This is a genomic window from Kitasatospora misakiensis (assembly GCF_042656005.1).
GTDB classification, from domain to species: Bacteria; Actinomycetota; Actinomycetes; order Streptomycetales; family Streptomycetaceae; genus Kitasatospora; species Kitasatospora misakiensis.
The window spans coordinates 1-22,468 of record NZ_JBHSOF010000049.1 but is presented as its reverse complement, the minus strand read 5'-3'; the positions used below and the strand labels follow the sequence as shown (position 1 = coordinate 22,468).

Annotated in this window: 23 protein-coding genes; 13 read left to right on the top strand and 10 right to left on the bottom strand. The window is 72.2% G+C overall.

Annotated elements, in window-relative coordinates; all coding sequences use genetic code 11:
- Window positions 1–223: 223 nt before the first annotated feature.
- Window positions 224–3,136 (bottom strand): LuxR C-terminal-related transcriptional regulator, encoded by a 2,913-nt coding sequence (locus tag ACFP3U_RS29105; protein WP_380228690.1) that lies wholly within the window; start codon window positions 3,134–3,136, stop codon window positions 224–226.
- 234 nt (window positions 3,137–3,370) lie between these two features.
- Here ACFP3U_RS29105 and ACFP3U_RS29100 point away from each other — a divergent pair, with 234 nt between their 5' ends.
- Window positions 3,371–4,171, top strand: coding sequence for a DUF6426 family protein (locus ACFP3U_RS29100; protein WP_380228689.1), 801 nt, complete (start codon window positions 3,371–3,373; stop codon window positions 4,169–4,171).
- A 277-nt stretch (window positions 4,172–4,448) separates the two neighbouring features.
- Here ACFP3U_RS29100 and ACFP3U_RS29095 read toward each other — a convergent pair whose 3' ends face one another.
- Window positions 4,449–4,835 carry a VOC family protein gene (locus ACFP3U_RS29095; protein ID WP_380228688.1) on the bottom strand — a complete coding sequence of 129 codons (387 nt, stop codon included), beginning with the start codon at window positions 4,833–4,835 and terminating at the stop codon, window positions 4,449–4,451.
- Window positions 4,836–4,898: 63 nt separating this feature from the next.
- Between ACFP3U_RS29095 and ACFP3U_RS29090 the strand changes: the two genes are divergently transcribed.
- On the top strand, window positions 4,899–5,867 hold the full coding sequence (locus ACFP3U_RS29090) for a helix-turn-helix transcriptional regulator (protein WP_380228687.1): 969 nt from the start codon (window positions 4,899–4,901) through the stop codon (window positions 5,865–5,867).
- Window positions 5,868–5,940: 73 nt separating this feature from the next.
- On the opposite strand, the gene ACFP3U_RS29085 is transcribed toward ACFP3U_RS29090, so the two are convergent.
- Window positions 5,941–6,639, bottom strand: coding sequence for an SDR family NAD(P)-dependent oxidoreductase (locus tag ACFP3U_RS29085; protein WP_380228686.1), 699 nt, complete (start codon window positions 6,637–6,639; stop codon window positions 5,941–5,943).
- A 114-nt stretch (window positions 6,640–6,753) separates the two neighbouring features.
- Between ACFP3U_RS29085 and ACFP3U_RS29080 the strand changes: the two genes are divergently transcribed.
- Window positions 6,754–7,620, top strand: a complete 867-nt coding sequence (locus ACFP3U_RS29080; RefSeq protein ID WP_380228685.1) for a helix-turn-helix domain-containing protein — start codon at window positions 6,754–6,756, stop codon at window positions 7,618–7,620.
- A gap of 66 nt (window positions 7,621–7,686) precedes the next feature.
- Here the strand turns inward: ACFP3U_RS29080 and ACFP3U_RS29075 are convergent, their stop codons facing one another.
- The 3 genes from ACFP3U_RS29075 to ACFP3U_RS29065 all read right to left on the bottom strand — a co-directional run bounded on the left by ACFP3U_RS29075 (window position 7,687) and on the right by ACFP3U_RS29065 (window position 9,015).
- On the bottom strand, window positions 7,687–7,878 hold the full coding sequence (locus ACFP3U_RS29075; RefSeq protein ID WP_380228684.1) for a DUF397 domain-containing protein: 192 nt from the start codon (window positions 7,876–7,878) through the stop codon (window positions 7,687–7,689).
- Between the two features lie 73 nt (window positions 7,879–7,951).
- Window positions 7,952–8,143, bottom strand: a complete 192-nt coding sequence (locus tag ACFP3U_RS29070) for a DUF397 domain-containing protein (RefSeq protein WP_380228683.1) — start codon at window positions 8,141–8,143, stop codon at window positions 7,952–7,954.
- 11 nt (window positions 8,144–8,154) lie between these two features.
- Window positions 8,155–9,015 carry a helix-turn-helix domain-containing protein gene (locus ACFP3U_RS29065; protein ID WP_380228682.1) on the bottom strand — a complete coding sequence of 287 codons (861 nt, stop codon included), beginning with the start codon at window positions 9,013–9,015 and terminating at the stop codon, window positions 8,155–8,157.
- Between the two features lie 258 nt (window positions 9,016–9,273).
- On the opposite strand from ACFP3U_RS29065, the gene ACFP3U_RS29060 reads away from it, so the two are divergent.
- The 4 genes from ACFP3U_RS29060 (at window position 9,274) to ACFP3U_RS29045 (ending at window position 11,226) form a co-directional block, all read left to right on the top strand.
- Entirely contained in the window at window positions 9,274–9,639 is a 366-nt protein-coding gene (locus tag ACFP3U_RS29060; protein WP_380228681.1) for an ATP-binding protein, read from the top strand.
- The gene (locus ACFP3U_RS29055) at window positions 9,636–9,869 is read left to right on the top strand and encodes a hypothetical protein (protein ID WP_380228680.1); all 234 of its coding nucleotides are present in this window, start codon (window positions 9,636–9,638) and stop codon (window positions 9,867–9,869) included. Before ACFP3U_RS29060 ends, ACFP3U_RS29055 begins: the two co-directional genes overlap by 4 nt.
- Window positions 9,866–10,039, top strand: coding sequence for a hypothetical protein (locus ACFP3U_RS29050; protein ID WP_380228679.1), 174 nt, complete (start codon window positions 9,866–9,868; stop codon window positions 10,037–10,039). Before ACFP3U_RS29055 ends, ACFP3U_RS29050 begins: the two co-directional genes overlap by 4 nt.
- A gap of 248 nt (window positions 10,040–10,287) precedes the next feature.
- Complete coding sequence (locus ACFP3U_RS29045) at window positions 10,288–11,226, top strand: TolB-like translocation protein (protein ID WP_380228678.1); 939 nt, start codon at window positions 10,288–10,290, stop codon at window positions 11,224–11,226.
- 39 nt (window positions 11,227–11,265) lie between these two features.
- Here the strand turns inward: ACFP3U_RS29045 and ACFP3U_RS29040 are convergent, their stop codons facing one another.
- The 3 genes from ACFP3U_RS29040 to ACFP3U_RS29030 form a co-directional block, all read right to left on the bottom strand.
- Window positions 11,266–11,853 (bottom strand): hypothetical protein, encoded by a 588-nt coding sequence (locus ACFP3U_RS29040; RefSeq protein WP_380228677.1) that lies wholly within the window; start codon window positions 11,851–11,853, stop codon window positions 11,266–11,268.
- Between the two features lie 118 nt (window positions 11,854–11,971).
- Window positions 11,972–12,643 (bottom strand): biliverdin-producing heme oxygenase, encoded by a 672-nt coding sequence (locus ACFP3U_RS29035; RefSeq protein WP_380228676.1) that lies wholly within the window; start codon window positions 12,641–12,643, stop codon window positions 11,972–11,974.
- A gap of 224 nt (window positions 12,644–12,867) precedes the next feature.
- Window positions 12,868–13,359, bottom strand: a complete 492-nt coding sequence (locus tag ACFP3U_RS29030; protein ID WP_350553205.1) for an inorganic diphosphatase — start codon at window positions 13,357–13,359, stop codon at window positions 12,868–12,870.
- Window positions 13,360–13,436: 77 nt separating this feature from the next.
- On the opposite strand from ACFP3U_RS29030, the gene dacB reads away from it, so the two are divergent.
- The 6 genes from dacB to folE all read left to right on the top strand — a co-directional run bounded on the left by dacB (window position 13,437) and on the right by folE (window position 21,428).
- On the top strand, window positions 13,437–15,104 hold the full coding sequence (gene dacB / locus ACFP3U_RS29025) for a D-alanyl-D-alanine carboxypeptidase/D-alanyl-D-alanine endopeptidase (protein WP_380228675.1): 1,668 nt from the start codon (window positions 13,437–13,439) through the stop codon (window positions 15,102–15,104).
- Window positions 15,105–15,197: 93 nt separating this feature from the next.
- Complete coding sequence (locus ACFP3U_RS29020) at window positions 15,198–16,376, top strand: zinc-dependent metalloprotease (protein WP_380228674.1); 1,179 nt, start codon at window positions 15,198–15,200, stop codon at window positions 16,374–16,376.
- A gap of 279 nt (window positions 16,377–16,655) precedes the next feature.
- Entirely contained in the window at window positions 16,656–17,801 is a 1,146-nt protein-coding gene (tilS, locus tag ACFP3U_RS29015) for a tRNA lysidine(34) synthetase TilS (RefSeq protein WP_380228673.1), read from the top strand.
- Between the two features lie 71 nt (window positions 17,802–17,872).
- Window positions 17,873–18,427, top strand: a complete 555-nt coding sequence (gene hpt, locus ACFP3U_RS29010) for a hypoxanthine phosphoribosyltransferase (protein WP_030059589.1) — start codon at window positions 17,873–17,875, stop codon at window positions 18,425–18,427.
- Window positions 18,428–18,654: 227 nt separating this feature from the next.
- A complete protein-coding gene (ftsH, locus tag ACFP3U_RS29005) occupies window positions 18,655–20,709 on the top strand; it encodes an ATP-dependent zinc metalloprotease FtsH (protein ID WP_380228672.1) in 2,055 nt (684 codons plus the stop codon).
- 113 nt (window positions 20,710–20,822) lie between these two features.
- Window positions 20,823–21,428 carry a GTP cyclohydrolase I FolE gene (folE, locus tag ACFP3U_RS29000; protein ID WP_380228728.1) on the top strand — a complete coding sequence of 202 codons (606 nt, stop codon included), beginning with the start codon at window positions 20,823–20,825 and terminating at the stop codon, window positions 21,426–21,428.
- A 64-nt stretch (window positions 21,429–21,492) separates the two neighbouring features.
- On the opposite strand, the gene ACFP3U_RS28995 is transcribed toward folE, so the two are convergent.
- Window positions 21,493–22,281, bottom strand: a complete 789-nt coding sequence (locus ACFP3U_RS28995; protein WP_380228671.1) for a ferritin-like domain-containing protein — start codon at window positions 22,279–22,281, stop codon at window positions 21,493–21,495.
- Window positions 22,282–22,468: the final 187 nt, after the last annotated feature.

Here is a 22,468-nt window from a genome sequence, read left to right as displayed (position 1 = left end):
TCCGGCAGGACCAGCGGCACGCCCGTCCGGGGGTGCGGCACGATCTTGACCGGCTCCACCCCGGTGATCCCCCTGCTGGCCACCGCCGGAGGCCTGCTGCTCCTGGGCGGCGGCGCCACCGCCCTGGCCCGCCACCGCAGTTCCCTCGGTGTCTGACCGGAGGGCCACAGCGTTTGCGCAGGAAGTCGGCCCTTCCGACTTCCTGCGCTGTCCGGAACAAGCTTCAGGGCCTGGCGGGGCCGAGTGCCCGGGCCAGGGCGGTGCGGGAGGAGACGCCCAACTTGCGGTAGGCGCTGCCCAGATGGGAGTCGACGGTGCGGTGGCTGAGGAAGAGGCGTTCGGCGATCTGCCGGGAGCGCAGTCCCGTGGCGGCCAGCTCGGAGACCTCCCGTTCGCGCTCGCTCAGCGCGGAGTGGAGGTCCGCGGACCCGTGACCGGTGGCCGGGAGGCCCGCCCGCTCGGGGCCCGCGGCGAGCCGGTCGCGCACACGTGTCGCTTCCTCCACGGCCAGGACCGCCCCGCAGGGACGGGCCAGCGCCTCGGCCCGCGCCAGGAGGTCCAGCGCGGCGGCCGGGCCGCGTACCGCCGCCGCCACGGGTGCCGCGGCGATGAGCGTCCAGGCGTGCTGCACGGGCAGTCCGCCGGTGCGGAAGCCCTCCGCGGCTCGCTCGAACAGCTCCAGCGCCCCGGCGTGGTCCCCGCGCGCCGACCGCAGTTGGGCCCCGGCCCGGTGCACGCACGCCCACTGCAGCGGCAGAGCGAGCCGGCCGGCGTCCTCCTCCGCGTCGGTGAGCAACCGCTCGGCGTGGCCGAGGTCCCCGCCGGCCAGCGCGGCGAGTGCCATCAGGGCGAGCAGCGAGGGCCGGAAGGCGGGCTGCACCTCCGGCAGGCCCGGACCGCCGCCGCCGTCCAGCAGGGTCCGCAGGCAGCCGGCGGGGTCCCCGCCGATCAGCTGCGCGTGTGCCAGCAGGCTGATCGCCGAGGTGGCCCACCAGCCCCGGCCCAGCGCGGTGGTGTCCACCGCCCGGGCCGCGAGCGCGACCGCGTGACCGGCGTACCGCCGCCCCCGGGACCAGACCAGCGTCATGGCGCGCATCGCCGTCGCCAGCGTCACCACGTCGGGCGTGCCGACGGCCCGGGCCAGCTCCGCCGCCTCGGTGGCCCGGCGTTCCGCCTCGTCGAGCCGCCCGGCCCACTGGTCGATCATGGTCAGGCCCAGCAACTGGTCGGCGCGGATGTGCTTCTGCGCCCCGCCGGTCGCGGCGTCCAGACCCCGCAGGAGGTGGCGGCGGGCGTCCGGGAACCGCTCCAGGTACAGCTCCGCGCAGCCGAGCAGGGTGAGGACGTCCGGGGTGTGGCCGGCCACACCGTCCGGCAACGCGTCCACCAGCGCGGCGCAGCGGGCCACTTCGGCCGCTCCCCGCGCGGTGTCGCCGGAGAGGACGTCGCAGAAGGCGATGAGGACGTCCAGGGCCGTCGAGGCGGCGTGCCCGGCCTCGGTCCGCGACCGGGCGGCCTCCCGCAGCAGCGGGCGGATCCGGTCGTGGGTGCCGCGCAGCACGTGCACCAGCCCGTACTCGTAGACCAGTTCGGTGGCCTCGGCCGACAGCACGTCAGGCAGCGGCCGGGGCAGCAGCGCCATCCCGGTGCGGGCGATGGCCTCCGCCTCCTCGTAGCGACAGAGCAGCCGCTCCGCGGCGGCGCAGACCGCGTACGCCCGCGGCAGCAGGTGCGGGGGCAGTCGGGCGCTCTCGTCGGCGGCCTGCCCGGCGGCCCGGGGGCAGCTTTCGGCAAGCAGGTGGTGGGCGAGGGCGCGGGCCTCCGTGAGGCGTCCGGAGGCGATCAGCGCCCGGCAGTGCGCGAGCTCCCAGATCGGCCGCTCCCGCAGCCCCCGGCCACGCGCGGGCAGCGCGTCCAGGGCGAGCCGCAGCCAGCGGGCCGCGAGCGCGGGTGCCCGGGTGACCGTCTCCGCAGCCCCTTCGGCGAGGACGCGGGCCGCGGTGGGCCCGTCGGTGTGCACCAGGTGCTCGGCGTGCCGGGCCCGTTCGGGGGCCGGGGCACCGCGCTCGACGGCGATCCGCAGGGCCAGCCGGTGGGCGTCGAGCAGGAAGGGCAGCTCGCAGTCGGCGTGCACGGCCTGTCCGACGGCCGGATGGCGGAACGCCAGGTGCCGGCCGTGACCCGCCGGACGCACCAGGTCCGCGCGGACCAGCTCGGCGCAGGCCGCCAGGCCGTCCCGCGCGCCGAGCCCGGCGATCCGGGCGGCCTCGGCCGGCCGGAACGTTCCGCCCAGCACGGCCGCCGCCCGCGCGGCGGCCCGGGCCGGCCCGCTCAGCTCGCCGAGCTCGGCGAGCAGCGGCGCCGCCTCGCGCAGCAGCGCGTCCTCGTCGTCGCCCGCCCGGTCCGGCCACAGCCCGGTGTCGAAGCGGGCCGCGACCAGCAGCCGCAGGTACCCCGGCAGCCCCTTGGACGCGGCGTGCAGGGCCACCGCGGCGGCGGTCCCGTCGGTCACCGCCTCCGCCCCGGCCGCCACCGCCCCGGCCGCCCGGTGCCAGTGGTCGAGCAGCGCCGACACCGCCGCCACATCCAGCGGGCCGGCCTCCACCCGGACGATCGCGTCCGTCCGCACACCGAGGTCGAGTGCCTCCAGCAGGGCCGGTGGGCTCTGCCGGGGCCGGTGTGCCAGCACCAGCACGAAGGCGGCGACGGGCGGGGCCGGGGTGGCAGGGGTGGTGGGCGCGGAACGGGCGGAGGCGGAGTGGGCGGAGGCGGAGCGGACCAACCGGAGTGCCAGCTCCACCGAGGCCGGATCGGCCAGGTGCAGCTCGTCGACCACCAGCACGCCACCGGCGGCCCGGCGCCGGATCAGTTCGCACCAGGCGGCCTGGTCGGACGTCTCGGCGGCCGAGACCGGCCCCGCCGCGTCGCGGAAGACCCGGAACGGGCCCTCGCCGGAGCGGGGCGCCCGGGCCCAGATCACCGGAAGCCCGCGTCGCGCCGCCTGCTCCGCCAGCCCGCAGGCCAACTGCGTCTTGCCCGCGCCCGGTTCACCGGTGATCTCGACCACGGCTCCCCGGCCGCGCTCCAACCCGTCCAGGACCTGAGCGAGCCGCGCGAACTCCGCCTCACGTCCCACCGTTGGACCGTCCGCCATCGGAAACGGCACGACGCCCACCGACCCCTTCACCTCAGTCTCGGAACTTCTCCCCCCCGTCCCTGGCCTCGGGCCCAACGTAGTGCGCCGCACTGACAGCTCCGTATTCGGTTGCGTAGTTCTACGGCTGTGCGGGGCCGGGCCGCCGGGAAGACTGCCGTGCCATCGGGTCGAGAACCCGGCTCGACATTCAGCTGACCCGACCTTGGAGAACCCGTGAAGTTGAGAAACCTGGCGACGTCGGCCGTATTCGGCGCCGTCGTCCTCACCGCCGTTCCGAGCATGGCCGTTCCCTTCGCCGCGTACGCCTGCGACGGTTCCACCCTGTGCCAGGACGAGGACCCGGGCGACGAGGGCGGCGGTAACGAAGGGGGCGGCGGCTGGCCCGGCGGCGACGTGGGTGACCCGTCCGGTGGCGGCGGTAGCGAAGGGGGCGGCGGCTGGAGCGGCGACCCCGGGGACGGCGGAGACGGCGGGGCCGGTCCGTCCGGTGGCGGCGGATCGGTGGTGGAGCTCGCGGACGGTTCGATCGGTCAGCCCGTCGACGCGACCCTGCCCCAGGTCGTGGTCACCGGATACGCCACCCTCCCGGGCATCCCGGCCGGCCCCGGCATTCCGGTGGCCCAAGGGGACGGTTCGGGCCCCCAGGTCACCCTGCACCGCCGGGGCAGGTCGTGGGACGAGCGCGCCAGCAAGTGCCTCCGCAACCAGTCCACCTCCGTCGAGGCCAAGTACAGCAGGGGCGTGAGCTACACCGTCTCCACCCAGACCAGCACCAACCTCTCGTTCTCGACGAGCGAGATACTCACCGCCCAGCTGGGCACGCAGCTCAACACCAGCATCAACGAGACCTACAACCTGGAGTTCACCCTCAAGCCGGGTGAGTCCTGGGCCGTGTTCGTCGAGTACCAGACCAGCGTCTACGCGGTCACCACGCGCGACTTCTGGGGCAACTACTCGACCGAGTTCATCAACGTCACCCAGCCCACCGGCGTCGTGAGCACCCGCGGCTGCTGAAGCTTGTCTCCGTGGAAGACACAGGCGCGCGCGGCCACGGCGCGGGAGTGCTTGAGCCTTCCCTCGAAGCCCGACCGTGGCCCTCGCCCGATCCGAGCGAGGGCCACAGCGCTTGCGCAGGAAGTCGGCCCGTCCGACTTCCTGCGCCAGACGTTCGTCAGGGTCGGCCATCGGTCGAGACGCCCACCCCGCCCAGGACGGTGAGGTCTCTGCGGTGCGGCGAGTACACCGCCACTGCCCGGGTGCGCGGTCATGGTCATCAGTCGGCCGATCATGCTCAGGCCAGGGTGGAGATGCAGAACGGATGGCCGGCGGGGTCCAGCAGGACCCTCCACCGATCAGGCTGCGGCTGGGTCGCGGGTTCCACGGCGCCCAGGCCCAGCAGCCGGGCCTGGGCGGCATCGAGGTCGTAGACACCCAGGTCGATGTGGGCCCGCTTCTCCTGGGAGGGGTCCGGCCAGGTGGGCCGTCGGTAGTTGGCCAGCCGGCTGAAGCCCAGTCCGGGCGAACCCTCCTGGCCGAGCAGGATGAAATCGTCGCTGGAGTAGACGACGGGCAGGCCGAGGGCGTCGCCGTAGAAGCGGGCCAGCTCGGCCGGGTCCGGGCAGTCGAAGGTGACGGCCGAGTAGCGGATCGCGGGTGCGGAAGTGGTTCCGGTGCTCATGGGGAGGACGCTACGACGGGACCAGGACAGGTTCGGTCCTGGTCGTGGAGGAGACTTCGGGATGTGATCAGTACGTCCGCCCGCCTTCTGCGACTTGTCTCGCTGCTGTCCGCGCGGCCGTCGTGGACCTGCGGCGAGCTGGCCGGGAGGATGGAGGTCACCGAGCGCACCGTCCGCCGGGACATCGCCAGGCTGCGGGAGCTCGGCTACGGCGTCGAATCCGAGCCCGGGCCGTGGGGCGGCTACCGCCTGGGCGGCGGTGGCACCCGGGTGCCACCGCTGATCCTCGACGACGAGGAGGCACTCGCCGTGGCGGTCGCCCTGCGCGAAGCCGCGCTCAGCGGCGTCCTCGGCAACGACCAGGCCGCGCTGTCGGCGCTGCTGAAACTGCGGCAGGCCCTCCCGCCGCAGATCGCGGACCGGCTGGCCGGGATGGACGCCGCGTTCGTGCACACCCCCAGGCCCGACGAGCCGCAGGTCGCGCCCGGCATGCTGCTGGAACTCGCCACCGCGTGCCGCCAGGGGAAGCGCGTCCGCCTGTCGTACCGCGACCGGGCGGAGAAGGCCAGCGTCAGGGACGTCGACCCGTACCGCCTCGTGCACACCGGCCGCCACTGGTACTTCGTCGCCCGGGATGTGGCGCGGGGCGAGTGGCGGACGTTCCGGGCCGACCGGGTGACGCAGGCGCAGCCGACGGGGCAGGAGGTGGAACTCGTCGACCCGCCCGATCCGGCGCTTCTGGTCTCGCGAGGCATCGCGAGCGGCGTGTACCCGCGCTACGTGACGGTCCGCCTCCCGCTGCCCATGGACCGGGCGCTGCGGCTGGTCCCGCCGACGGTCGGCACCCACCACCCGGACGGCCCCGACGCCACCATCATCGAGATCGGCGGCCCCGACGCGGACGGCCTCGCGAAGTACCTGCTCAGCCTGGGCACCCCGCTACGGGTGCTGTCCCCGGACGACGTGCGGCAGGCACTGCTGCGCCGCACGCGCGAGCTGTTCGAGGACAACGGAGGTGGCCAGCCCCTGTAGGGGGGCGAACCGCAGGTCGATCACGATGCGAGTCGCGTCCTGGAGCACCCCGGCTGATCCGGCGCGGCCGGTGTCAGGACCAGGCGATCTCGCCGTGGCGGGAGACGAAGCGTCCGCTGCCGGCGCCGGGCTTCTCGGTGGCGAGGGCGACGATCGCGTCCGTGCCCTCGGTGACGGTTTGGGGGCCGCTGTGACCGTTGAGGTCGGTCGCGGTGTAGCCGGGGTCGGCGGCGTTGACGCGGATGTCCTTGAGCCCCTTGGCGTACTGCGTGGTCAGCATCGTCAGCGCCGCCTTCGAGGAGGTGTACAGCGGCGCGACGACGTGCGACTCGGGCCGGCCGGGGTCGTGGGTGAGGGCGAGGGAGCCCATGCCGCTGCTGACGTTGACGATCACAGGGTCGTCCGAGCGGCGCAGTAGCGGCAGGAACGCGGTGGTGGTGCGGATGACGCCGATGACGTTGACGTCGAGGACGGCGCGGGCGTCGGCGGCGGTGAGGTCGCCGGGATCGCCGATGGGGCCGTGCACACCGGCGTTGTTGATCAGGACGTCGATCCTGCCCTCGTGTTCGGCGACGTCCGCGGCCGCGGCGGCCACGGACGCGTCGTCGGTCACGTCGATGGGGACGTAGCGTGCGCCGAGCGCGGCGGCGGCCTCCTCGCCCTGTTCGCGGTCGCGTGCTCCGACGAGCACGGTGTGGCCGCACTCGATCAGGCGGCGGGCGGTCTCGCGGCCGAGTCCCTTGTTGGCTCCGGTGATGAAGGTGATGGTCATGCGTCCGACTCTGATCCCGACGAGGGAGGCGGGCCAGGGACGCCACGACGATAGGAAGACCAGTACCACCCTCGCGCCCCCCTGCACGGCCAGGGATGCGGGAGGATGGAGTTCATGTCGGCGACACCCGGAACCGGACTGGGCGCGATGATCCGCACGTGGCGGGACCGGCTGCCCCCATCGGCCGCCGCGCTGCCGGTGGCCCGCGGGCGCCGGGCAGCCGGGCTGCGACGCGAAGAACTGGCTGACCTGGCCGGGGTATCGGTCGACTACATCGTGCGCCTCGAACAGGGGCGGGCCACGACACCCTCGGCGTCGGTGGTGGCGTCCCTGGCGCGAGCCCTGCAACTGTCCACCGCCGAGCGGGACCACCTGTACCGGCTTGCCCGGCTCGTACCGCCGGCGGACGGCGCGATCTCCGACCACCTCCCGCCCGGCATGCAACGGGTGCTCGCCCGTCTCGGGGACGTGGCGGTGGCCGTGTTCGCGGCGGACTGGCAACTGGTGTGGTGGAACCGCGGGTGGGCCGCCCTGTTGGGCGATCCCTCCGCCTCGCCACCGCGGCTGCGCAACTTCGCCCGCGACAGGTTCCCGGTGGACGCCGGCCCCGCCCGCCTCGCGCTGTGGCCGGTGACCGAGGCGGACCGCGACACCACCGACGCCGCCGTCGTCTCCGACCTGCGCCGCGCCACCGGCCGCTTCCCCCAGGACGGCCGCTTGGCCGCGCTGATCCGCGATCTGAACGCGGGCAACAGGAGGTTCGCCGAGCTGTGGGTGATTGGAGAGGTGGCCGCGCACCGCGAGGACCACAAGACGATCGACCACCCGTCGGTGGGCCCGGTCACGGTGGACTGCGACGTCCTGACCGACGGCGACTCCGAGCTCAAGATCGTCATCATGACCGCTGTGCCCGGCAGTGAGGACGATACCAAGCTCCGGCTCACCGCCATCGCCGGCCCACCGGCCACCACGCACAACTGATCCCACATCGGCTGCTGTGAGCTGGGGTTGGCGCCCTCGCTCGTGCGGAGCGAGGGCGCGTCGAGGTTAGGCGTGGTGGTCGAGTTTCCCGGCCTTGATGGTGCCGAGGAGGTCGGCGAAGGCGGCCGGGGTGGTGTGGAGGATGACGTCGCCGTCGTCGGACTCCCGGAGTTCGACCAGGCCGGCCCCTGTGCGGACCTCGACGCAGTTGGAGTCATCTCCGCTGAAGCTGGACTTCTGCCAGTGATGATCTTGCACTGTTGCCTCCCGCATCGGCTGCTGTGAGCTGGGGTTGGCGCCCTCGCTCGTGTGGAGCGAGGGCGCGTCGAGGTTAGGCGTGGTGGTCGAGTTTCCCGGCCTTGATGGTGCCGAGGAGGTCGGCGAAGGCGGCCGGGGTGGTGTGGAGGATGACGTCGCCGTCGTCGGATTCCCGGAGTTCGACCAGGCCGGCCTCTGTGCGGACCTCGACACAATTGGCATCGTCGCCGCTGAAGCTGGACTTCTGCCAATCGAGCTCTGACATGTGCGCCTTCCTTAGAGGGTGTAGCGAAGATGTTGAATTAGACCCCAGGAGTCGTGTTCGACACGAGATCGCAGAGGGCAAGACGCGTCCAGCGCCGGGAGAGCAAGGGATTTGAGCCGCTCAAACTTCGAGTTGTAGGTAGTGATTTCTTCCTGGTCGCTCAAGTACGAGGTGCCGCCGGGGTGCTCCCACAGCACTGTGTCCAGATCTCGGTGTCGGCCATGCATGATCATGAATGGCGTACCGGTGGAGACGAAGTCGGTGCAGCGGAAGGGCAGGATCTGAATCGTGATGTGAGGGAGTTCGCTGAGCTCGACCAAATGGTCCAGCTGGTCCCTCATGGCGTCCGAGCCGCCGAATCGAGTGTGCAGAGCGGCCTCATGGATCACCGCGTGGAAGGGGACGGCCATGTCCTCGCCTACGACCTGTTGGCGGCTTTGCCGGAATTCCACCTTCTTCTTGTCGCCGCTGAGCATGACCTCGCTGTAGCCGGGGAGCTGAAGCAGTCCGGGGATCAGCAGCGTTTCGTAGCTGGACAGCGAAGCAGCAGTCGACTCGGACTCCGCCAGATCGAGGGCAGCGGTGGTGACAAGCCCCTTGAAGGAGCTCCACCAGCCTTTCCCATTGCTGAGCCCCATCTGCTGGAGCGCCGCAACATAGGTCTCATTCATGTGACCATATGAACTCAGCAGAACGGCCAGGCGATCGGGATCCAGCCCCGTACGTCCGGCCTCGATATGGCTGAGCTGTGGGCCGCCCATGCCGACGAGCGCTCCGGCGTCTTTGACCGCCAGCCCCGCGCCCTCGCGGAGGCGCCTCAGCTCAGCGCCGAAGCGCCGCTGCCTCTCACTGATCTGGGTCCTGAGTGCCAAGGGGTGTCCTTCCGTGTCGGAGCAGTCTCCCGCTGCGCGGGCTCGGGATGCCACTCGCGCGAGTGAGACCTCTCGTCCCCGCGGGCCCATCTTCCTGGATCGTGTTGCACGCGTGGAACATTATGGCCTACCGTCAGTGTTGCGTCGATCACATGGCGGATCGTCAGTAACGCCTGTGATCTGCGGCGGTAGGCGCCTGCTGCCCATGTTCGGCGTACGTTTCCTCCCCTCCCTCACTCCTCCCCATGGAGGTCTGTCATGCGTGCCCTCAACCCGCCCGACTGCTCCATCGCCCGTGCCGAACTCCGGGCCGCCCTCTCCTCCTCCGGCTGGCCGCCGGACGTCATCGACGACGCCGAACTCGCCTTTCACGAAATCTTCGTGAATGCCTGGCAGCACGGGGGCTGCCAGGCGCCGGCCGTCCTCGTCTGCCTGCGACCGGCCACCCTCCGGGTCTCGGTGTGCGACGACTGCCCGGACCTGTCCGAATCCCCCCACCCCGGCGACCTCTACGCGGTCTCCGGGCGCGGGCTCCACCTCGTGCGCGCCCTCACCCACCGGTTCGGCGTCGACCCCGTCAAGGCCGGCAAGGTCACCTGGTTCGAGCTGGACGCCGCCGCGTGAACGCCCCCGTCGAACCGCACGACGCGTACCTCCGCACCTACACCGAACCCGAGGTCACTTCCCTCCTCCGTGAACTCCACGAGCGGGGCAAGCCCTTCGGCATCCGCTGGGGCTCCGCCGCCGTCTCCGACGTCACCATCGACGGCCGCCTCCTCGTCGACTTCGGCGAGACCTCCGTCGCCACCGTCCTCAACCTGCTCGCGCTCCTCCGCGAAACGGGACAGGAATGAGCACCTTCCTCATCGGCGCGGCCTTCGCCATCCTCCTCACCCTCGCGATCGCCACCGTGATCACCGGCGTCCTCACCGCCCTGAAGATCAGCCCGCCACCGCCGATCACCTGCCGTGGGTGCCAGGGGCGCCGCACCCCCATCGACGGCACTCCCGAAAAAGCTCGATGAACCGCCTCGGAGCAGGAAGTCGACCCCTCCGACCTCCTGCTCCGTCGCCTTTGTGTGGATCGCGTGACGCTGTTTCACATCCGTGACGGTTGCCACACACATTGCGGAAGCACGGCTGACAGGCTTCTCTCATCGCACAGAGCAGCGAGTGATCGAACGGGCGGACGACAGTCCGCCGAGGACGGTGGACACGGCACGGCTCTGGTGCGGAATCGAAGCATCACGTCGTTCCAGGGGGACAACCGATCATGAGCAAGGCCCTTTCGTTCCGCAAGTCCTCGTCCCGCGCCGCGAAGTTCGCCGCCGTCGCCGCCCTGACGCTCGGCCTGGTGGCCACCGTCAGCCCGGCCGCCCAGGCCGCCTCGCTCGGTGCCGCGGGTTCGAAGGGGCTGAAGCACAACGTGCTGACCGTCAGCAACGGCACCCGGTACGTGCAGATCGACGGCAGGACGGTCGACTTCCGCACCGTCGTGCGGGACCTCGCCTGGTCCCCGGACGGCAGCAAGGCCGTCTTCATCGACGGTGCGAGCAACCTCGTCATCTCCGACCCGGACGGCAGCAACCGGGTCACCGTGGCCAAGAACCCCGGCGGACAGAACTGGAACCACCCCACCTGGCACTCGGTCCCGGCCATCCCGGCGGCGGGGGTTCCCGCCAGGAACAGCATCGTCTTCGTCGCCAGGAAGAACGGTGTCTCCCAGCTGAAGACCGTTCCCGCCGCGGCCGGCCAGGGCCAGCCGGCCGACCTGAGCGTCTGGGGCGACGGCGACGGCGACCTCCTGCCGCAGACCGGCAACATCTGGCCGAACGCGAGCAGCAAGACCGGCACCAGCGTTTTCGCCAACGTCGACAACGGCACCGTCTACATCCGCGACGAGAACCTGCGTTCGCAGACCGACGAGCTGGCCAAGGGCTCCGAGCCCGCGGTCTCGCCCGACGGTGAGGACGTCGTCTTCGTCCGTTCCGTTCAGGGCCACGACCACCTCTTCGTGCAGGGCCGGGGCGACAAGACCGCCAAGGACCTCACTCCCAAGGCCACCACCAACTACACCGAGCCGACCTTCTCGCCGGACGGCCGGACCATCGCCGCCCGGACGCCCAAGGGCATCGTCACCCTCCCGGTCAGCGGTGCCGCCAAGCCCGTCGTGGTCACCAGCCGCGTCGGCCTGCCGGCCTACCGCGGCTGACACCGACGAGCACGAGGACCGGGGGACCGCCCGGCCGGGTCAGCGACCGGCCAGGCGGTCCAACTCCGTTCTCAGGTCCGCGAGATGCTCGTCCGCATTGTCATGGGGCAGGAACTCCACCACGTCGAGGAAGCGGAACAGCACCCGGGTGTCGGTGATCCCGTACTCGTAGTCGCCGAACCCCACCACGGCGCCGGTCGTGCCCCGGATCGCGCCCCGGACCACGTGTCCGGTCAGGTCGTCCGGCTGCTCGGCCGACTGCCTGCGCCGCGCGTTGGGCCGGGCCAGGTACGGGCAGACCATCGAGGCGTAGAGCATGCACGCGCGGTGGCCGGGGCCCTCCAGGGTCGGGGCGAGATTGCGGTAGGGCCGCCCGGCCGCCAGTGCCTCGGCGATCGCGGCGCTCTCCGTCTCGCCGACCACCCGCCACACCGGCCCCTTGGGCATCAGCAGGTTGCAGACCGAACAGAGCCGCTCGCGCGCGCAGTCGGCGCTGCGGCCGTAGTCCGTCAGCGCGAACTGGGGTTGGTCGCCCTCCCACGGCGTGATCGCCGGAACGGGGTAGCCGCGGGCATCGCGGGGCCTGGCATCGATGGACGGCGGTATCGGGACGTTGTCAAAGCGCACGCCCCATCAGTACCAGGAACGGCCCTCGCCGCACACCAGTGCGGGCCCCGGGAGAACCCGACGAAACGCCGCGGAGCAGGAAGTCGGACCGGCCGACTTCCTGCTCACGCACAAACGCTCAGGCGCTCAGCGGGTACCGGGTGTCCAGGTCCTGGAAGAGCGCGCCGTTCAACCGGAACGCGCGCTTGCACTCCTCGACCACCCGGCGGCGCTCGACCTCGTCCAGCGCCAGTCCGGCGGCGTCCAGCTTGGCCCGGTACTCGCGCTTGAACGCGGCCGGGTTCTCCACCTGCTCGAAGACGTAGAACCGCACGCCGTCGCCCTTGCGCTCGAAGCCCCAGGTCTTCTCGGCGATGCCGCGGATGATCTGGCCGCCCGAGAGGTCGCCCAGGTAGCGGGTGTAGTGGTGCGCGACGTAGCCCGCCGGCCACCGCTCCACCAACTCCTCCAGCCGCGCCGCATAGGCGGCGGTGGCCGGCAGCGCGACCAGCCCCTCGCGCCAGTCCGGGCCCCGCAGGTGGGCCAGGTCGCGCTCGATGGCGGCGGTCCGCAGGATCGTGCGGTCGATGAACGGCCCGGCCACCGGGTGCTCCGCCAACTCCTCCGCCCGCCCCTCCAGGGCGCGGTAGACGAACCAGAGCTGGCCGGTGAGGTCGGCGTAGGCCTCGATCCCGAGCCGTCCGCCGAGCAGGTGGCTCATGAACGAGGAGTGCTCGGCGGCCTCGTGCTCGGCGCTGCTCGCGGTGCGCAGCACGGTGGAGAACGGGACGGGCTGCTCGGGTGCGGGCATGCGGGCCTCCAGAGATCGAGTGACACCCCGATTGCTTCGGTTAGCCTAACCTAACTAACCGCCATGCCGACAGGGTGTCGGTAACCCATCATGGTCCGCCCCCGGGTACGACGAAGGCCGGGGTCCGCGGAACGACTCCGCGAATCCCGGCCTCCGACTGCCTCGACCTACCCCGAAGCGCCCCGGTGGACGGGCCGCCGGACGGACGAGATGGGCACGACGGCTCAGTGACCGCCCTGGTCCGCCAGGCGCTTGATCGACGCGGTGACCTCGGCCTCGGCCTCGGTGCGGCCGACCCAGTTGGCACCCTCGACCGACTTGCCGGGCTCCAGGTCCTTGTAGACCTCGAAGAAGTGCTGGATCTCCAGGCGGTCGAACTCCGACACGTGGTGGATGTCCTGCAGGTGCTCCCAGCGCGGGTCCGTCGCCGGAACGCAGAGCAGCTTGTCGTCGCCGCCGGCCTCGTCCGTCATCTTGAACATGCCGATGACGCGGCACTTGATCAGGCAACCGGGGAAGGTCGGCTCGTCCAGGATGACCAGGGCGTCCAGCGGGTCACCGTCGTCCGCCAGGGTGCCCTCGACGTAGCCGTAGTCGGCCGGGTAGCGGGTCGAGGTGAAGAGCATCCGGTCGAGCCGCAGACGGCCGGTCTCGTGGTCGACCTCGTACTTGTTACGAGAGCCCTTCGGGATTTCGATAAGGACGTCGAACTCCAACGGTTCCTCCAAGGTAGGGACTGACAGAATCCAAGTGTCTCCTACGGGAGTGGGTGCTCAGGAAAGGGGCCGGGTCGGTGCGAGCAGGGGCTGGGGCGGGGAGCCGGCGCGGGGGGACGGCTGCCGGGCTGTTCGGGGCGGCGCTGCTGGTCGCCGGGGTGACGCTGGGCGCGGGCGGCGCGTACGCCCAGCCGTCCACCACCCCGTCCGGACCGGCCGCCCCCGGCACGCCCGGCGGGCCGGGGACGGGCAACGCCCAGGGCGACGAGGACGAGGGCAACGGCAAGAAGGGCGACAAGGGCGACAAGGCGGGCAAGGGCGACAAGGGCAACCGGGGCGACGACAGCGCCCCCCGACCGCCCGCCGGCGCGTCCAGCCCGAAGAGCCCCGCGAGCCCCGCGAGCCCCGCCACCACCGCGCCGGGCGCCGCGGCGCCCGCCAAGCCCGCCGGCGCCGCCCGCCCGGCCCCCGCCGGCCTCGTGCTGGCCGCCGCCGACGCCGGCCCGGGCAGCGCCCTGCCGACCGCCCAGGGGCTCCAGCAGGCCCTCGCCGCCGTGCTCGCCGACCGGAACCTCGGCACCGTCGGCCTCGCCGTCGCGGACGCCGCCGACGGCCAGCTCATCTACGGCACGGCGGAGAACGCCGCCGCCACACCCGCCTCCACCACCAAGCTCGCGACCTCGGTCGCGGCCCTCTCGCTGATCCCGGCGGACACCCGGCTGACCACCAGGGTCGTCAAGAACGCGGCGACCGGTGGGATCACCCTCGTGGGTGGTGGTGACCCGACGCTGACCGGGCTCCCCGCCGACCAGGTGCTGATCGGCGGCCTCCCCGTCGACCCGGACACCGCCCCCGCCTCGCTGGACGCGCTGGCCCGGCAGACGGCGGCCGCGCTGAAGGCCGCCGGCACCACCACCGTCGTCCTCGACTACGACGTCTCGCTCTACACCGGCGGCCTGCTGCACAAGAACCACGACGGCGAGAACATCGCCGCGGTGACGCCGCTGATGGTGGACGAGGGCAGGGTCGACCCGAAGAGCCGCGAGGACGCGCCCGCCCGCGTCCCCGACCCGGCCGGCCAGGCCGCCGAGGCCTTCGCCGCCCTGCTCAAGGCCCAGGGCGTCACCGTCCAGGGCAAGGCGAAGCCGGCCGCCGCCCCGATCGCCGCCGACGCCCCGGTGCTCGGCCGGGTGGACTCGCCCACCGTGGCCCGCCTCGTCGAGCGGATGCTGACCACCTCCGACAACACCCTCGCCGAGGCGATCGCCCGGCAGGCCGCGATCGCCGCCCACCAGCCGGCCGGCTTCGAGGGCGCGGCCACCGCCGTCACCCAGGAGCTCGCCCGGCTCGGCGTGCCGATGACCGGGGTGACGATCAACGACGGCAGCGGTCTGCACACCGGCAACGCGATCCCGCCGGCCGTCCTGGTCAAGCTGCTCGCGCTGGCCGCCTCCGAGCAGCACCCGACGCTGCGTCCGGTGCTGTCCGGCCTGCCGATCGCCGGATTCACCGGCACCCTCGGCAAGCGCTTCGGCGCCGGCTCCGGGGCGGCGGACGCGGCCGGCCTGGTCCGCGCCAAGACCGGCAGCCTGAGCGGCGTCAACACCCTGGCGGGCACCGTGGTGGACGCCGACGGCCGGCTGCTCGCCTTCGCCCTGATGACCCGGACCGGCGCCCCCGTCGACACCGCCCGCGCCGCGATGGACCGCGTGGTGGCCAAACTGGCGGCCTGCGGCTGCCACTGAGGGACCACCGGCCGGCCACCGGGCTGCCACCGGGCTGCCATTGACCGGCCGTTCCGGCTCCCCCAGGCGGACGGGAGCACGTACGGTGATGGCATGACGAGCGCGAGCGGCGGTGCCGACATGGTCGACTGGAATCTCGCGGTCGCGACCGCGACCAGGTTGGTGCGGCCGGGGCCGGAGGTGAGCCGGGCCGAGGCGGCGGCGGTCGTCGCCGAACTGCGCCGGCACGCCCTGGCCGCCGAGGAGCACGTCCGGGAGTTCACCGGCATGCGCTCCAGCAGTCTGGCCGAGGCCGCCGCGACCCCGGTGCTGATCGTGGACCGCCCGGGCTGGGTGCGGGCCAACGTCGCGGGCTTCCGCACCATCGTCCAGCCGCTGGTGGAGAAGCTCCAGGCGCGCCGGTCGAGCGGTTCGGCCTCCGCGATGCTCGGCACGGTGGGGGAGAAGGCGACCGGCATCGAGGTCGGCGCGCTGCTGGCGTTCCTCTCCACCAAGGTGCTCGGCCAGTACGAGACCTTCGCCCCGGCCGAGCCGTCGCTGGAGGCGCCGGACAGCCCGGCCGCGCTGTTCGACAAGCCGCGCCTGGGCCCCGAGGGCCCCGGCCCCGGCCGGCTGCTGCTGGTGGCGCCCAACATCGTCCACGTCGAGCGGGAGTTGGACGTCGACCCGGCCGACTTCCGGCTCTGGGTCTGCCTGCACGAGGAGACCCACCGCACCCAGTTCACCGCGGTGCCCTGGCTGCGCGACCACATCCAGTCCGAGGTGCAGTCCTTCCTGGCCGAGACGGACGTCGACCCGGGCGCGCTGGTGGACCGGCTGCGGGAGGCCGCCGGCTCGCTCGGCGCCGGCCTGCCCGGTCTCGGCGGGCGCGGCGACAGTACGCCGTCGGCCGGTCTGCTGGAGATCGTCCAGTCGCCGGCCCAGCGGGAGATCCTCGGCCGGCTGACCGCGGTGATGTCCCTGCTGGAGGGGCACGCGGACGTGGTGATGGACGGCGTGGGCCCGGCCGTGGTGCCGAGCGTCGCCGAGATCCGGGAGAAGTTCCAGCAGCGCCGGGACCGCGGCGCCAACCGGCTCGACCTGGTGCTGCGCCGGCTGCTCGGCATGGACGCCAAGCTCCGCCAGTACCAGGACGGCGCGGTGTTCGTCCGGGGCGTGGTCGAGCGGGTCGGCATGGAGGGCTTCAACCGGGTCTGGACCTCGCCGAACACCCTGCCGACCAAGGACGAGATCCACGACCCGGCCGCCTGGGTCGCCCGGGTGGCCCGCTGACGCAGCCGGCTCGGAACGGGCGCGGAGGGGGCGCGGAAGGGCCGTGGAAAGGCCGAACCCGTTCGCACGGGTGGACCAGTCGTGCACATGGCGGGTGAAGATACGTTTCTTCATTCACCCGAACGTGGGACGGTGGTCGTACCGGTGGCGCGGGTGGCGTAGCGGGTGCCTCCTTTCTGCCACCATCTGTGAGCGCCCGGTAACACGGTGCTCATGGATGCGCGGTCCCCGCCGCGCCCACCGCCGCCCTGTCCCCCCTCCGTCGAGGAGTCGTCCGCCGTGGGCCCACACCCCGCCGTCGCCGCGATACGCCTGGCCGTACGCCGCACCCTCACCGACCTCGCCGCCGAGGCCGGCTCCACCTTCACCGCGCCGGCCCGCGAGCCGCGCGAGCGCACCGGAGGCGTGCCGCTGGCCGCCGCCGCTGCCGCCACCGGCGCCGCCGTCGGCACCACGCTGATCGGCAACGCCCACCGCCACCCGTCCGGGCTGCCCCGCACCCCCGCCGCGCCCGGCTCCCCGCTGGTCCTGGTCGCCGTCAGCGGCGGCGCGGACTCCATGGCGCTCGCCATCGCCGCCGCCTTCGAGGCGCCCAAGATCGGCCTGCGGGTCGGCGCCGTCACCGTCGACCACGGCCTCCAGACGGGCTCCGCCGACCGCGCCGCCCAGGTCGCCGACCGGCTGCGCGAACTCGGCCTCGACCCGGTCGAGACAGTCGCCGTCCTGGTCGGCCGCGAGGGCGGTCCCGAGGCCGCCGCCCGGGACGCCCGGTACGCCGCGCTGGACGCCGCCGCCGAGCGGCACGGCGCGGTCGCCGTCCTGCTCGGCCACACCCGCGACGACCAGGCCGAGACCGTCCTGCTGGGCCTCGCCCGCGGCTCCGGCTCCCGCTCGCTGGCCGGCATGCCGGCCCAGAAGGGCCGCTACCGCCGCCCGCTGCTGGAGCTCGACCGGGCCGCCACCCGGCAGGCCTGTTCCGCCCAGGCCATCCCGGTCTGGGACGACCCGCACAACTGCGACCCGGCCTACACCCGCTCCCGGGTCCGCCACGAGGTGCTGCCGGTGCTGGAGAAGCACCTGGGCGGCGGTGTGGTCGAGGCCCTCGCCCGGACCGCCCGGCTGTTCCGCGACGACGCCGACGCGCTCGACCAGTGGGCCGCGCTGGCCGAGCGCGACATCCGGACGGGCGAAGGCGCCCTGGACGCCGTCAAACTGGCCGAGCTGCCCCCCGCCGTACGCCGCCGGGTGCTGCGCCGGGCCGCGCTGCGGGCGGGCTGTCCGGCGGGCGACCTGTTCGCCCGGCACCTCGAAACGATCGACCTGCTGGTCACCGGATGGCGCGGCCAGGGGCCGCTGCACCTACCCGGGGGCGTCGAAGCCACCCGGCGGTGTGGCACGCTGGTCTTTCGGCGACAGGGCGACTGACGGGCGGGCATGCCCCGGGGGAGCCGGCCGCCGGCCATCCAGACCCCGACACGTTTGAGGACGTATCCCCGGTGGACCAGAACGACATGGGCGCTGACCTCGCGAAGGTGCTCATCAGCAAGGACGAGATCGACGCGAAGCTCCTGGAGCTGGCCGAGCGCATCGACCGCGACTACGCAGGCAAGGACCTGCTGATCGTCGGCGTCCTCAAGGGGGCCGTGATGGTGATGGCCGACCTCGCCCGTGCCCTGCACTCGCAGGTGACCATGGACTGGATGGCGGTCTCCTCCTACGGGATGGGCACCAAGTCCTCCGGCGTGGTGCGGATCCTGAAGGACCTCGACACCGACATCGCCGGCCGTGACGTCCTGATCGTCGAGGACATCATCGACTCCGGTCTGACCCTGTCCTGGCTGCTCGGCAACCTGGGCTCGCGCGGCCCGGCCTCGCTGGAGGTCTGCACCCTGCTGCGCAAGCCGGACGCGGCCAAGGTCGAGATCGACGTCAAGTACGTCGGCTTCGACATCCCGAACGAGTTCGTGGTCGGATACGGCCTCGACTACGCCGAGAAGCTGCGCAACCTGCCGTTCATCGGCACTCTCGCCCCGCACGTCTACGGCGGCTGAGAACCCGTTCGGACGACGGGCGGGAACAGGAACCTGTTCCCGCCCGTTGGATCGGGGGGACCATAGAAGAACGTCGTATCGCAGTGCTCCCGCCACGTGGGGGTCGTACTGCGGTACGGTCCAATAAAACCGCTCTTCACATGAGCACTGACCGGATGCGCCGGCGGCCCAGGGCCCCGCGGCGCCGTTGAGTGGCAGGAGGGACGGGGCGGCAACGCCCCGCATGGATGGACGTTAAGCGATACTTCCGTGCGCCGATCATGTGGATCGTGCTGGCCGTCCTCGCCGTCATCGTGCTGATGCAGGTCGTTTCGGATTCGAACGGCTACAAGACGGTGGACACCGGGCAGGTCGTCGCAGCGATCGACGCGAAGCAGGTCAAGTCGGCGCAGATCACCACGGGTGACTCGAACACGATCAAGATCCAGCTGAAGGACGGCTCCAAGCTGCCCGCCGTGGGCACCGGCAAGCCGCAGTCCGGCAGCAAGTTCCAGGCCTCGTACATCGGCGACCAGGGTGTCGCGATCGCCGACAAGCTCCAGGCCCAGATCAACGACAACGACCAGAGCACGCTCACCGAGGGCTACACCATCAGCCCCGAGAAGCAGAGCACCCTCGTCAGCCTCCTGCTGTCGATGCTGCCCATCGTGATCATCGTGCTGGTCTTCCTCTTCCTGATGAACCAGATGCAGGGCGGCGGCTCGCGCGTCATGCAGTTCGGCAAGTCCAAGGCGAAGCTGCTCACCAAGGACACCCCGAAGACCACCTTCGCCGACGTCGCCGGCGCGGACGAGGCGGTCGAGGAGCTCCACGAGATCAAGGAGTTCCTCCAGGAGCCGGCCAAGTTCCAGGCCGTCGGCGCCAAGATCCCCAAGGGCGTGCTGCTCTACGGCCCGCCCGGTACCGGCAAGACCCTGCTGGCGCGCGCCGTCGCGGGCGAGGCCGGGGTGCCGTTCTACTCGATCTCCGGCTCGGACTTCGTCGAGATGTTCGTGGGTGTCGGCGCCAGCCGCGTCCGCGACCTCTTCGAGCAGGCCAAGGCGAACGCCCCGGCGATCGTCTTCGTCGACGAGATCGACGCCGTCGGCCGGCACCGCGGTGCCGGCCTCGGCGGTGGCCACGACGAGCGCGAGCAGACCCTCAACCAGCTGCTGGTCGAGATGGACGGCTTCGACGTCAAGGGCGGCGTCATCCTGATCGCCGCCACCAACCGCCCGGACATCCTGGACCCGGCGCTGCTGCGCCCGGGCCGCTTCGACCGGCAGATCGCGGTCGAGCGCCCCGACCTCCAGGGCCGACTGGACATCCTCAAGGTGCACCAGAAGGGCAAGCCGGTCGCGCCGGACGTCGACCTCTCGGCCGTCGCCAAGCGCACCCCCGGCTTCACCGGCGCCGACCTGGCGAACGTCCTCAACGAGGCCGCCCTGCTGACCGCCCGCTCGGACAAGAAGCTGGTCGACAACGTCACGCTGGACGAGGCGATCGACCGCGTCGTGGCCGGCCCGCAGAAGCGGACCCGGATCATGTCCGAGAAGGAGAAGAAGATCACCGCGTACCACGAGGGCGGCCACGCCCTGGTGGCGGCGGCGTGCCCCAACAGCGACCCGGTGCACAAGATCACCATCCTGTCCCGCGGCCGGGCCCTCGGCTACACCATGGTGCTGCCGGACGAGGACAAGTACTCCACCACCCGCAACGAGATGCTCGACCAGCTGGCCTACATGCTGGGCGGGCGCGCGGCGGAGGAGCTGGTCTTCCACGACCCGACCACCGGCGCGTCGAACGACATCGAGAAGGCCACCGCCACCGCGCGGGCCATGGTCACCCAGTACGGCATGACCGAGCGGCTCGGTGCGATCAAGTTCGGCAGCGACAACTCGGAGCCGTTCCTGGGCCGCGAGATGGGCCACCAGCGCGACTACTCGGAAGAGGTCGCCGGGCTGGTCGACGAAGAGGTCAAGAAGCTCATCGAGAACGCGCACAACGAGGCCTGGGAGATCCTGGTCGAGAACCGCGACGTGCTCGACAACCTGGTCCTGGAGCTCCTGGAGAAGGAGACCCTCAACAAGGAGCAGATCGCCGAGATCTTCGCCCCCATCGTCAGGCGCCCGGCGCGTCCGGCGTGGACCGGCTCCGCCCGTCGGACGCCGTCCACCCGCCCGCCGGTCCAGTCGCCCAAGGAGCTGGCGCTCACCAACGGTGCCGCCGCCACCGCCGAGGCCGCCCCGGCCGACGTGGTGAAGCTCCCGCCGCTGCCGGTCGAACCGCCCACCGAGGGCTGACCGCCGCACCGGCAACCGACGGAATGGATGCCGCGCCACCAGGGTTTGTACCCTGGAGGCGCGGCATCCGTGCTGTTCAACCCATGTTCGTCAAACGAGTGAGCGAGGCCCGCATGATCGACCCGGTGACGCTCGACGGTCCGCCCGCCGTCGGCACCTTCGACCAGAAGCGGGCCGAGAACGCCATCCGTGAGCTGCTGCTGGCGGTCGGCGAGGACCCGGACCGCGAGGGGCTGCTGGAGACCCCCGCCCGGGTGGCACGGGCCTACAAGGAGATATTCGCCGGGCTCTGGCAGGTGCCCGAGGAGGTCCTGACCACCACCTTCGACCTCGGCCACGACGAGATGGTGCTGGTCAAGGACATCGAGCTGACCTCCGTCTGCGAGCACCACCTGGTGCCGTTCCGGGGCGTCGCGCACGTCGGGTACATCCCGTCCACCAGCGGCAAGATCACCGGCCTGTCCAAGCTGGCCCGGCTGGTCGACGTCTACGCCCGCCGGCCGCAGGTGCAGGAGCGGCTCACCAGCCAGGTCGCCGACGCGCTGATGCGGATCCTGGAGCCGCGCGGCGCGATCGTGGTCGTCGAGTGCGAGCACATGTGCATGTCGATGCGGGGCATCCGCAAGCCCGGCGCCAAGACCATCACCTCCTGCGTGCGCGGGCAGCTGCGCGACCCGGCCACCCGGGCCGAGGCGATGAGCCTCATCATCGGGCGCTGACCGGGTCGCGAGGGGCCCCGTACGGCGTCGTACGGGCTCGTACGGGCGGAGGGGCGGGAGCCGCTCAGAGCGGCTCGTGCTCGGCGTGCGGCGGCGCCGGGGTGCCCAGCGCGTTGCGCAGGGCGGGCGTCCGCAGCCGCACCATCCGCCGCCAGCCGTACAGCAGGTCGTACAGGTAGAGCGCGTGCACGCCGGCCGTGACCACGGCCAGCTGCCAGCGCGGCCAGGCCAGGATCCGCGCCATCCGGGACGTCACCGCCAGCCCGACGTCCCGGTGGGTGCGGATCTCGCCGCGCGCGCAGGTCTCCAGCGTGTGCCGGATGAACGGGCCGTGGCCCTCGGCGGCCAGCCGCAGCAGCTCCTCGTGGCAGTAGGCGAGGTGGTTGTCCTCGTCCGCCGAGATCATCCGCATCGCCCGGCCGAGGTCGGGGTTGTCCCCGTACACCTTGACCAGCTGGCGCATCTGCTCGGCCGCGCGCTGCTCGGTGACCCGGCTGTGCGCCAGGTAGGTGATGATCTCGCGGTCGGTCAGCGGGGCGTCGGTGGTGAGCCGCTCGTGGGCGAGGCCGACGCCCTGCCGCTCCAGCAGCATGCAGTAGTCGGCCTCGGCGGGGACGTCCAGCTTGGGCAGGCCGCGCTTGTGGAGCAGCTGGGTGAAGATCCGGCCGTGCTTGCGCTCGTCGGCGCCGTGCCGGGCGATCTTCGGGGCGAGTACCGGGTCACGGGTGAGTTCGGTGATCCGCTCGTTCTCCCAGCCGCCCTGGTCCTCGCCGCCCGCGGCGATGCTGCAGAACAACTGGTAGGCCTCGTCGTTCCGGTAGATCTCGTCGAAGAGCGATCGGGTGCTGAGCATGGGGCCTCCTGCCCGGATCGGGACGGCCCCGGCCGTCCGTCGGCCGTGGCGGTCGAGATGCGTCCCCCCGCGGCGCCCGGCCTTGCGCCGACCGCCCGGTAATCACCCGGGTGCCGCACACACACCTAGGGCCCGTCTTCAAACCCCCGCCTGCGGGCCGACGCCGGGGCACGCACCTCGACGGCTT

What these genes read in the sequence shown, in the direction of transcription:
- ACFP3U_RS28995 (WP_380228671.1), bottom strand. Translation starts at nt 22,281, where the DNA reads ATGCTCAGCACCCGATCGCTCTTCGACGAGATCTACCGGAACGACGAG.
- ACFP3U_RS29020 (WP_380228674.1), top strand. Translation starts at nt 15,198, where the DNA reads ATGACGAGCGCGAGCGGCGGTGCCGACATGGTCGACTGGAATCTCGCG.
- ACFP3U_RS29045 (WP_380228678.1), top strand. Translation starts at nt 10,288, where the DNA reads ATGAGCAAGGCCCTTTCGTTCCGCAAGTCCTCGTCCCGCGCCGCGAAG.
- ACFP3U_RS29060 (WP_380228681.1), top strand. Translation starts at nt 9,274, where the DNA reads ATGCGTGCCCTCAACCCGCCCGACTGCTCCATCGCCCGTGCCGAACTC.
- ftsH (WP_380228672.1), top strand. Translation starts at nt 18,655, where the DNA reads ATGGACGTTAAGCGATACTTCCGTGCGCCGATCATGTGGATCGTGCTG.
- folE (WP_380228728.1), top strand. Translation starts at nt 20,823, where the DNA reads ATGATCGACCCGGTGACGCTCGACGGTCCGCCCGCCGTCGGCACCTTC.
- ACFP3U_RS29085 (WP_380228686.1), bottom strand. Translation starts at nt 6,639, where the DNA reads ATGACCATCACCTTCATCACCGGAGCCAACAAGGGACTCGGCCGCGAG.
- ACFP3U_RS29035 (WP_380228676.1), bottom strand. Translation starts at nt 12,643, where the DNA reads ATGCCCGCACCCGAGCAGCCCGTCCCGTTCTCCACCGTGCTGCGCACC.
- ACFP3U_RS29050 (WP_380228679.1), top strand. Translation starts at nt 9,866, where the DNA reads ATGAGCACCTTCCTCATCGGCGCGGCCTTCGCCATCCTCCTCACCCTC.
- ACFP3U_RS29070 (WP_380228683.1), bottom strand. Translation starts at nt 8,143, where the DNA reads ATGTCAGAGCTCGATTGGCAGAAGTCCAGCTTCAGCGGCGACGATGCC.
- ACFP3U_RS29080 (WP_380228685.1), top strand. Translation starts at nt 6,754, where the DNA reads ATGTCGGCGACACCCGGAACCGGACTGGGCGCGATGATCCGCACGTGG.
- ACFP3U_RS29095 (WP_380228688.1), bottom strand. Translation starts at nt 4,835, where the DNA reads ATGAGCACCGGAACCACTTCCGCACCCGCGATCCGCTACTCGGCCGTC.